The sequence below is a fragment of the Amycolatopsis sp. NPDC004625 genome (assembly GCF_040609695.1).
Classification (GTDB): domain Bacteria; phylum Actinomycetota; class Actinomycetes; order Mycobacteriales; family Pseudonocardiaceae; genus Amycolatopsis.
This window is the reverse complement of record NZ_JBEXKX010000037.1, coordinates 88622-98233: the sequence shown is the minus strand read 5'-3', so window position 1 is coordinate 98233 and position 9612 is coordinate 88622. Positions and strand designations below refer to the sequence as shown.

General features: G+C 72.6%; 10 protein-coding genes and 1 pseudogene. 9 read left to right on the top strand and 2 right to left on the bottom strand.

Annotated features, from left to right (window positions below):
* Positions 1-32: 32 nt before the first annotated feature.
* Positions 33-509, bottom strand: coding sequence for a DUF4383 domain-containing protein (locus ABZW17_RS33720; RefSeq protein ID WP_354823224.1), 477 nt, complete (start codon positions 507-509; stop codon positions 33-35).
* Between the two features lie 222 nt (positions 510-731).
* On the opposite strand from ABZW17_RS33720, the gene ctaD reads away from it, so the two are divergent.
* On the top strand, positions 732-2504 hold the full coding sequence (ctaD, locus tag ABZW17_RS33715) for a cytochrome c oxidase subunit I (protein WP_354823222.1): 1773 nt from the start codon (positions 732-734) through the stop codon (positions 2502-2504).
* 114 nt (positions 2505-2618) lie between these two features.
* A complete protein-coding gene (locus ABZW17_RS33710; RefSeq protein WP_354823220.1) occupies positions 2619-3053 on the top strand; it encodes an Hsp20/alpha crystallin family protein in 435 nt (144 codons plus the stop codon).
* A 57-nt stretch (positions 3054-3110) separates the two neighbouring features.
* Here the strand turns inward: ABZW17_RS33710 and ABZW17_RS33705 are convergent, their stop codons facing one another.
* Positions 3111-4328 carry a PP2C family protein-serine/threonine phosphatase gene (locus ABZW17_RS33705; RefSeq protein ID WP_354823218.1) on the bottom strand — a complete coding sequence of 406 codons (1218 nt, stop codon included), beginning with the start codon at positions 4326-4328 and terminating at the stop codon, positions 3111-3113.
* Between the two features lie 190 nt (positions 4329-4518).
* Here ABZW17_RS33705 and ABZW17_RS33700 point away from each other — a divergent pair, with 190 nt between their 5' ends.
* The 7 genes and pseudogenes from ABZW17_RS33700 to ABZW17_RS33670 all read left to right on the top strand — a co-directional run.
* Positions 4519-4944, top strand: coding sequence for a MarR family transcriptional regulator (locus ABZW17_RS33700; protein ID WP_354823226.1), 426 nt, complete (start codon positions 4519-4521; stop codon positions 4942-4944).
* A gap of 74 nt (positions 4945-5018) precedes the next feature.
* The gene (locus ABZW17_RS33695; protein ID WP_354823216.1) at positions 5019-5867 is read left to right on the top strand and encodes an STAS domain-containing protein; all 849 of its coding nucleotides are present in this window, start codon (positions 5019-5021) and stop codon (positions 5865-5867) included.
* Positions 5864-6256, top strand: a complete 393-nt coding sequence (locus ABZW17_RS33690) for an STAS domain-containing protein (RefSeq protein ID WP_354823214.1) — start codon at positions 5864-5866, stop codon at positions 6254-6256. Before ABZW17_RS33695 ends, ABZW17_RS33690 begins: the two co-directional genes overlap by 4 nt.
* Positions 6246-6668, top strand: coding sequence for an anti-sigma regulatory factor (locus tag ABZW17_RS33685; protein ID WP_354823212.1), 423 nt, complete (start codon positions 6246-6248; stop codon positions 6666-6668). The genes ABZW17_RS33690 and ABZW17_RS33685 overlap by 11 nt, the downstream gene beginning before the upstream one ends.
* The gene (locus ABZW17_RS33680; protein ID WP_354823210.1) at positions 6665-7657 is read left to right on the top strand and encodes a SpoIIE family protein phosphatase; all 993 of its coding nucleotides are present in this window, start codon (positions 6665-6667) and stop codon (positions 7655-7657) included. The genes ABZW17_RS33685 and ABZW17_RS33680 overlap by 4 nt, the downstream gene beginning before the upstream one ends.
* Complete coding sequence (locus tag ABZW17_RS33675) at positions 7657-8847, top strand: PP2C family protein-serine/threonine phosphatase (protein WP_354823208.1); 1191 nt, start codon at positions 7657-7659, stop codon at positions 8845-8847. Before ABZW17_RS33680 ends, ABZW17_RS33675 begins: the two co-directional genes overlap by 1 nt.
* Before the next feature lie 48 nt (positions 8848-8895).
* Positions 8896-9611: pseudogene (locus ABZW17_RS33670) on the top strand (IS5 family transposase); the annotation flags it as partial.
* Position 9612 lies beyond the last annotated feature (1 nt).

Below are 9612 nucleotides of genomic sequence, written 5' to 3'. Positions count from 1 at the left end.
CGGCGGCCGGGCCCCGCGGCGTCCCGCGGGGGTCAGCCGAGGCCCGGGCCGCGGGCCGGCCGCGGCCCGGAGGTGCCGCGCCCGGCGCGGGCGGTCAGCAGGCCGAGGGCGATCATGCCGACGCCCAGGCCCAGGTGCAGCCAGTTGTCCGCGGTGTTCACCGGAACGAAGTTCGCGTCGCTGCCGTGGTCGACGAGCAGGCCGTACAGCCACAGGACCAGGTAGACGACCCCGCCGGCCACGAGGTACAGCCGGGCCCCGCGCGCGGTGCGGGCCGCGGCGAGGCCGACGACGCCGAACAGCAGGTGGACGATGTTGTGCAGGACCGAAACCATGAAGACGCCGAGCAGCATGGCCATCGAGTCGTGGCCGGCGAAGCTCAGCCGGTCGTAGCCCGTCGTGATGCCCGGGACGAACCCGAGCACGCCGACCAGCAGGAAGACGACCGCAACGACCGCGGCGGCGACCTGCACGGGTGATTTCGTGCCGGTGTGGGTGGCGGTGGACATGGGATTTCCTTTCCGCAGTCGGCGCCCCAGCGGGTGGGGCCACGGCGGGCGGCTACCCGGCGGTACGGCCGCTAACCCCCGGCGTCACCGCGGCCGCGAAACCCGGCTCAGTACTCCGTACGGCTGATCCCGCACCCGGACACCACCCGCGCGTGTAGCACTGCCGGCGCGGGGGTCGCGCGCGGGAGGAGCTCGTCCCCGGCAGCACCAGGTGGGAGTCCGATGACCGACACGGTGGCACGCCCGGCCCCGATCCCGCACCGGCCGGTGTGGCGGGGGAAGCGCGGCGGGACGATCCTGAAGACCATCCGCACCACCGACCACAAGACGATCGGCGTGCTGTACCTGACGACGTCGTTCGGGTTCTTCCTGATCGGTGGCCTGACCGCGCTGCTGATGCGCGGCGAACTGGCCCGGCCCGGCCTGCAGTTCCTCTCGCCGGAGCAGTACAACCAGCTCTTCACCATGCACGGCACGATCATGCTGCTGCTCTACGCCACACCGAACCTGTTCGGCTTCGCCAACTTCGTCCTGCCGCTGCAGATCGGCTCGCCGGACGTCGCGTTCCCCCGGCTCAACGCGTTTTCGTACTGGCTGTACCTGTTCGGCGGCACGATCGTCCTCTCCGCCTACGCCACCCCCGGCGGCCCGCCCGACTTCGGCTGGACGGCCTACACCCCGCTGTCCGACGCCGTCCACAGCCCCGGCGTCGGCGGCGACCTGTGGATCACCGGGCTGATCGTCGCCGGCCTCGGCACGATCCTGGGCGCGGTCAACATGATCACGACCGTGGTGTGCCTGCGCTGTCCCGGGATGCTCATGTGGCGGATGCCGATCTTCACCTGGAACATCCTGTTCACGTCGATCCTGATCCTGCTCGCGTTCCCGATCCTCACCGCGGCGCTGTTCGCGCTGCTGGCCGACCGGCACCTCGGCGCGCACGTGTTCGACCCCGGGAACGGCGGCGCGATCCTGTGGCAGCACCTGTTCTGGTTCTTCGGTCACCCCGAGGTGTACGTGGTCGCGTTGCCCTACTTCGGGATCGTGACCGAGATCGTGCCGGTGTTCAGCCGGAAACCGCTGTTCGGCTACAAGCTCATGGTGTTCGCGACGATCGGCATCACCGGGCTGTCGGCGGTGGTGTGGGCGCACCACATGTTCGCCACCGGCGCCGTGCTGCTGCCGTTCTTCTCGATCATGACGTTCCTCATCGCGGTGCCGACCGGGATCAAGTTCTTCAACTGGATCGGCACGATGTGGCGGGGGCAGCTGACGTTCGAGTCGCCGATGCTGTGGTCGGTCGGCTTCATGGTGACGTTCCTGCTCGGCGGGCTGACCGGGGTCATCCTCGCGTCCCCGCCGCTGGACTTCCACATCCACGACACGTACTTCGTCGTCGCCCACTTCCACTACGTGCTGTTCGGCACGATCGTCTTCGCGACCTTCGCCGGCATCTACTTCTGGTTCCCCAAGATCACCGGCCGGATGCTCGACGAGCGGCTGGCGAAGTGGCACTTCTGGACGACGTTCCTCGGCTTCCACACGACGTTCCTCATCCAGCACTGGCTCGGCGACGCGGGCATGCCCCGCCGCTACGCGGACTACCTGTCCAGCGACGGGTTCACCTGGATGCACACGGTGTCGACGATCGGCGCGTTCGTCCTCGGCCTGTCGGTGCTTCCGTTCGTCTGGAACGTGGTCAAGAGCTACCGCTACGGCGAGCCCATCACCGTCGACGACCCCTGGGGCTACGGCAACTCGCTCGAATGGGCCACGACGAGCCCGCCGCCGCGGCACAACTTCCTCGAGCTGCCCCGGATCCGCTCGGAGCGCCCGGCGTTCGAGCTGCACTACCCGCAGATGGTGGCGCGGATGCGCGAGGAGGGCCACGTGACCCGCGGCCATCCCGAGGGCAAGCCATCGGCGGCGGAGGTCGCGGCGGCCGCCACGCAGCCGGGCGAGCAGGGCGACAGCGAGGATCCCCAGGGCCGGTGATCCCCGGCTCGGTCGTCATCCTGATGATGACACCCCACTTGTCATCGTTCGGATGACATGCTAGAAATGCAGTGCGTGTTGACGCCCACCGTCGAAGTCAGGAGGAGGACACCGATGTTGATGCGCACCGACCCGTTCCGCGAGCTGGACCGCTTCACCCAGCAGGTCTTCGGCACCGCCGGCACCTGGAGCAAGCCGGCCGCGATGCCGATGGACGCCTACCGCGCCGGCGACGAGTTCGTCGTCTCGTTCGACCTGCCCGGCGTCGCCGCGGACGCCATCGAGCTCGACATCGAGCGCAACGTGCTGACCGTCAAGGCCGAACGGCGGCCGCTGCCGAACGGCGACGACGTGCAGATGCAGGTCTCCGAGCGGCCGCTCGGCGTCTTTTCGCGCCAGCTGTTCCTCGGCGACTCCCTCGACACCGACCGCATCACGGCCGACTACGAGGCGGGCGTGCTCACGCTGCGCATCCCGGTCGCCGAGAAGGCCAAGCCGCGGCGCATCGAGATCACCGGCAGCCAGGACCGCCGGGAAATCCGGGCCTGACCGCGAAGGCCGCGGCGGAGCACGGCTTCGCCGCGGCCGCCCGATCCTGCGCTACAGCTACCGGGCCTGGCCGGCGCGGCGCACCGTCAGCGACGGCCTTTGCCCGGTCCCCGAAAGCGGCGTCGGGCCGAACCAGTCGAGGCACACGACCATCGCGTCGTCCTCGGCCTGGCTGCCGTGCCGCCGGGTCGACAGTTCCCGCAGCATCGCGCCGGGGACGTGCGCCGCCGGCAGCTCGGCCGTTGCCGTGACCGCCTCCGCCAGCTCGCGGTCGCCGTAGAGCTCGCCGTGCGGGCCGAGCGCGTTGTACACGCCGTCGCTGACGAAGACGAACCGGTCGCCGTCGGCCGCCTGGAAGCTCTCGACCGTGTAGATCGTGCCGTCGAAGGTGCCCAGCGGGAGCTGCTCGTCGAACAGGATCCGCTCGGCCTTGCCGTCCCGCAGCCGCCAGAGCCGCGGCGAGCCGGCGTCGACCACGGACACCGCGCCACTGGCGAGCTCGAACTCCAGCAGCAGCGCGGCCACGTGCTCGGCGCCGCGGAAGTGCGCGTACAGCGCCTGGTCGGCGAGCTCGGCCTGGGCGTCGAGCGGCACCCCGGCCCGCCGGGCGTTGCGCAGCGCGTTGATCGCGAGGTTGGTCAGCAGCGCCGCTTCGCTGCCCTCCCCCATGCCGTTGATCAGCGTGACGGCGAGCTTCTGGCTCGACGCCGACCAGTCGAAGCAGTCGCCGTAGATGGCGTAGGCGGGCTCGAGCTGGCCGCCGAGCGCGAACTCGGCCCGGGTGCAGGCGCGCCCGGGCAGCAGCTGCCACTGCATCTCCGCCGCCAGCGTCAGCCGCGACGACCGCCGCGCCTGGATGTAGAGGTCGGTGTCGCGGTCGGCGACGAACAGCTCGTGGGCCACCGCTTCGGCGAACCGCTCGAGCTCGGCCCAGACCGGCGGTTCGGGTTCCGACGGCAGCGTCACCGCCAGGACGCCGAGCCGGTCGCCGCGGACGCTGACCGGCAGGTAGCCGGTGACGCGGTCGCCGTCGCGGGTGAACGTCGCCGCCTGGGCGACGAACGCCGAGCCCGGCGTGGTGCCCTCGACCGGGATCGGCTCCGCCGTGTAAGGCTGCTCACCCACCTGGCACAGCTCCGTCAGGGCGTAGTCCGCCATCAACAGATCGACCGACAGGGCGCCGAAGTGCTCGCCCAGGCCCGAGCGCAGGGCGCCGGGCAGGTCGTGCGGCGGTACGTCACGGAGGAGACGCTCCACCGCCAGGGATCTGTCCAACGCCTGCCTCCTGCTGCTCACGGGGTCCGCGCGCACCGGCGCCGGGGTCGATCCTGTCGAGTCTGCGCCGCTCCGGCGTGCCGGTCTACGGCGAGTCGCGTGAGCTGTGCTGCCGGTTCAGCATAGGGATGCCAGAGTGGACGCCGTGGATCGATCCCGCGAGCAGGCCGCCCCGGACGGGACGGCTGCCGTGTCGAGCCTGGCCCGGCTCTTCGAAGCGGTGGTCGAGGGCGAGCGGGACGTGTCGCCGCGCCCGCTTTCGGTGTCGCAGCTGCGCGCGGTCGTCGCGCTGGACCACCACGACGGCGTCAACCTGCGGGAACTCGCCGAGCAGCTCGGTTCGACGCCGCCGCTGGTGAGCCGGTTGTGCGACCGGCTGGAGGCGGTCGGCTTCCTGGAACGGCTGCCCAGCGCGCGCAGCCGGCGGGAGCTGACCCTGCGGCTGTCCGACCGCGGCCGCGCCTACCTGCAGGAGCTGCGGGCGCGGCGCCGGGACCGCGTCGAGCTGCTGCTGGCGAAGATGAGCCCCGCCGGCCGCACCGCGCTGGCCGCCGGGCTGGCCGAGTACCGGGCGCTGGCCGAAGCAGCGGGCGACCCCCCGGATTTGCATCCCTGACACGACTGTTGTTATATGACAATACTTAGGTCGGCGTACAGCAGAGCGCGCCCCGAACGCCGGAGGAGGGGTCGGTGCTGGGCACGGACGACAGCCAGGTCCGCACAGTGTTGGCGCGCGTGCTGGAGGAAGACCGGAGTGCGCTGGCCCGCGACTGGGCCGGCCCGGAGGCGGGCGACGGCAGCCACGAACTGCGCCGCGAAGCCGCCGAGCTGCTGGCCGCCCTCCGGAACGCGGTGACCGGCACGCTGCCGGTGTCGCGGATCGTGGACCAGGACCCGGCGGTGCGGGACGCCCTGACGTCGCTCTCGGAGCGCCGGGCCCGCGCGGGCGCGCAGCCGTCGGCCACGGCCATGGCGATCCTCGCGCTCAAGCGCACGATGCTCGGCGCGATCGAGCGGCACACCGACGACTCCGCGCTGCGCTACCGGGCCGCGCTGCTGGCCAACGAGCTGCTCGACAGCGCGGGCGTGCTGACCTTCGAGGTCTACTCGGCCGGCCGGGAACGGATCATCCGCGAGCAGCACAACCAGATGCTCGAGCTGTCCACGCCCGTCGTGCGGCTGTGGCGGCACGTCCTCGCGGTCCCCCTGATCGGCACCCTCGACAGCGCCCGGACCCAGGTCGTGATGAACAGCCTCCTGGAATCGATCCAGGCGAACGAGGCGCGGGTGGCGATCATCGACATCACCGGCGTCCCGACCGTCGACACCGCGGTGGCCCACCACCTGCTGCAGACCGTCAGCGCCGTCCGGCTGATGGGCGCGGAGTGCGTGATCAGCGGCATCCGCCCGTCGATCGCCCAGACCATCACCCAGCTGGGCATCGACCTCTCGCACATCGTCACCCGCGGCTCGCTGGCCGACGCCCTGGCGACCGCGATGCAGCTGCTCGGCGACAGCGCCCGCCCGGTGACCGGGTGAACGCCGGCCTGCCGATCCTGCGACTCGGGGACATCCTGCTCGGCGGCCTGCTGAGCGACCTCGACGACAAGACGGCCCTCGCGTTCACCGACGAGCTGACCGCGCGGATCGCGAACGAGGGCATCCGCGGCGTCATCGTCGACATCTCCCGGCTGGAGATCATCGACTCGTTCGTCGCCCGCGTCCTCATGCAGCTGGCCGGCACCGGCCGGTTGCTCGGCACGCGGATGATCGTCGCGGGCATGCGCCCGGCCGTCGCGCTGACGCTGACCGAGCTCGGGCTGCAGCTCACCGGCGTCCGGACCGCCCTCAACGCGGAACAGGCGATGGAGCTGCTGGGCTGGCGCCGTCCCGTCGAGGCCGCCGAAGAGGCGCCTCATGCTTCCTGACGAGCGGACCACCCCGTCCGGCGAGCACCCGGTCCGCGTCGAGGAGGACCTGCTCTCGGCCCGCCACGCCGTGCGGGCCGCCGCGGTCGCCGCCGGCTTCTCGATCGTCGACCAGACGAAGATCGTCACCGCGGCCAGCGAGCTCGTCCGCAACGCCTACATCCACGGCGGGGGCGGCACGATGACCGTGGAATCCGTGCGCGACAGCGGCGGGCGGCGGGGAATCCGGCTGCAGGTGCGCGACGAAGGACCCGGGATCGCCGACGTCGAGCAGGCGATGACCGACGGCTTCAGCACCGGCGCGGGGCTCGGGCACGGCCTCGGCGGCACCCGCCGCCTGGTCGACGACTTCGACCTCGACACCGAGCCCGGCCGCGGCACCACCGTCACGGTCGTGCGCTGGAAACCATGACCGCCACCGCCACCGCCCTGACGCGGCAGATCCGCGTCGACCACCCCAGCGCCGGGTACGCCGCCGCCCGCCTCGCGCGGGCCGCCGCGCAGGACGCCGGGCTGCCGTCCGTGCTGGCCGACCGCGCCGCGGTCGTGGCCGCCGAGCTGGCCGGGAACATCGACAAGCACACCGGCGGCGGCTCGGTTTTCGTGCAGCAGTCGCTCAGCGGCCGCGGCGTCGACGTGCTGGCCGCCGACGACGGCCCCGGCATGGCCGACCTCGACCACTGGCTGCTCGACGGCAACACGACCACCGCCACCCTCGGCGCCGGGCTCGGAGCGGTGAAGCGGATGGCGACCGAGTTCCGGATCACGTCCTCCCCCGCGGACGGCACGCTCGCCGCCGCCCGCCTGCTCGACCCCGCCGCGCCCCCGCTGCGCGGCGCCACCGGGCACTTCCGCCTGGCGCGCGAAGGCGAGGAGTACTGCGGGGACGCCGTCGCGCTGGCCGAGGTCACCGGCAGCCGGACCGCCGTCGTCGCCGACGGGCTCGGGCACGGACCCGACGCCGCCGAAGCCGCGGAAGCCGCGCTGCGCGTGTTCACCGAGAACCCGGACCGCCCGCTGCCGCACCAGCTCACGAACATGCACCGGGCGCTGCGCGCGACCCGCGGCGCCGCGGTCGCGCTCGTGCGGATCGCGCCGCGGCGGCTCGAGTTCTGCGGCGTCGGCAACGTCGGCGGCGCCAGCGTCGGCGCCGGCCCGGCCCGGCTGCTGCTCAGCACCCCCGGCGTCGTCGGGTTCACCCTGCCGGCGGCCCCGGTCCGGCACCTGGACCTCGCCGACGACGACGTCGTGGTCCTGCACACCGACGGCGTCGGCACCGGCTGGCGCCTCCCCGGCCGGACCCCGGACCTGCTGCTGCTCGCCGCGGACCTCGCCCACCGGCACCGGAACCCGCGCGACGACGCGGCCATGCTCGCCCTGCGCGCGGACCGGTCCGCCTGATGCGCCCCGACCTGGCCCGGATCCGGCGGCGGCTCCGCACCGCCTGCACCCAGGCCGGCGTGCCCGCCGACGAGCGGGGCCGGCTGGTGCTCGCCGTCACCCTGCTCGCCGAGCCCGCGCTGACCGCGGGCGAAACCGTCGACCTGGCCACGGCGGCTTCGGACCGGCGGCTCGCCGTGACCGTGCGGCTGGACCACGCGGTGAGCCAGGGCAGCCGCGACGCCCTGCCGCTGCTGCCCGAGCGGGGCGACGGCGACACCCTCACCTGGCACCTGGCGGGCGGCCGCCCCGCGGCCCCGGCCGACGCCGACGACGACCGGGCGACGCGCGAGGAGATGCTCGCGCTGGTCGCCCGCGCCGCCACCCTCGACCGGGAGCAGCGCGACCTCAAGCACGAGCTCGCGGAGACCAACAGCGGCGTGCTCGCGATGTACGTCGAGCTGGAGCAGCGGGACGAGCAGCTCCGCCGCGCGCACGCAGCGATCTTCCGCGAGCTGGAGGACGCGCTGCGCCCGCGGCCGCCGGCGGTGCCGGGCCTGGAGCTGGCCGTCCACTACTCCCCGACGGACCAGGACTCCCCGACCGGCGGCGACCTCTACGACTGGTTCGTCCTGCCCGACGGGCACGTCCACGTGACGCTGGTCGACGCGGTCGGCCACGGCGTCACCTCGACCCGGCACGCACTGACCGTGACCCACGCGATCCGCACGCTCGCCCTGGAGGGGCACCCGTTCCAGGACCTGATCGCCCACGCGTCCCACACGCTGGCGGCGATCGAGCCGGGCCTGATGGCGACGGTCCTGCTGGCCCGGGTGGACCCGGCGACCGGCCGCACCCGCCTGGCGAACGGCGGCCACCCGGAGCCGCTGGTGGTCACCGGGACGGGCCCGGCCCGGCTGCTGCCCGCCCCGCTGCCCGGCCGCGGCGTCGGCTTCCCCGACCCGGGCAGCCGCGAGCTGGTCGACCTGGTCATCGAGCCGGGCGACACGGTGCTGCTGTACACCGACGGCCTGGTGGAGAGCCGCAAGGACATCGACGAAGGCCAGGCCCGCCTGCTGGACCTGGCGGAGGCCAACCGCACCCGCCCGACGGCGGCGCTGCCCCGCGAGCTGGTGACCCGGATGCACGACGTGGTGCTGCACGCCGACGACACGGTCGTGCTGGCCCTCCGCCGGACGTCCGTGGCCTAGAGCCTGTCCTCAAAGTGGGTGACGGCGACCTGCTTTGATCTTCGGGTTGTGGTGCGCAGGCATGAGCTGACCGATGAGCAGTGGCAGGTGATCGAACCGCTGCTGCCGCTGTCTGGTGCGAAGGGACGCCCGCGGGGTGGATGACCGTCGGGTGATCAACGGGATGTTGTTCAAAGCCAAGACCGGGGTGGCCTGGCGTGACCTGCCAGAGCGGTATGGGCCGTGGAAGACGGTCTACAACCGGTTCTGGCGCTGGTCACGCACCGGCACCCTGTCCGCCCTGGTGACGCAGGTCCGGGTGATCGCCGAGGCGATCGACGAACTCGACCGCGAAGTCCCGGTCGAGTCCAGCATCGTCCGGGCGCATCAGCACGCTGCCAGCGCCCGCCGCACGACCGCGACCCACACAGGGGCAAGCACCCTCGGGCGGCGGGCACAGCGAACCAGGTGATCATGCCATCGGCCGGTCCCGCGGCGGACCCACCACCAAGATCCGCCTCGCCTGCGACGGTCACGGGCGACCGTTGTCGGTGGTGTTGACCGGCGGCAACGTCAACGACTGCACGATGTTCACCCAGGTCATGGCCGAAGTCGAGTTCCGCCGAGCGGGCCCCGGGCGTCCGGCGAGCAGGCCGAGCCGCGTCCTGGCGGGCAAGGGCTATTCCAGCCGCGCCATCCGCTCCGACCTGCGCCGACGCCACATCCCAGCAACTATTCCGGAGCGCCGTGACCAGCAAGCCAACCGGTTACGCCGTGGCCGGGCCG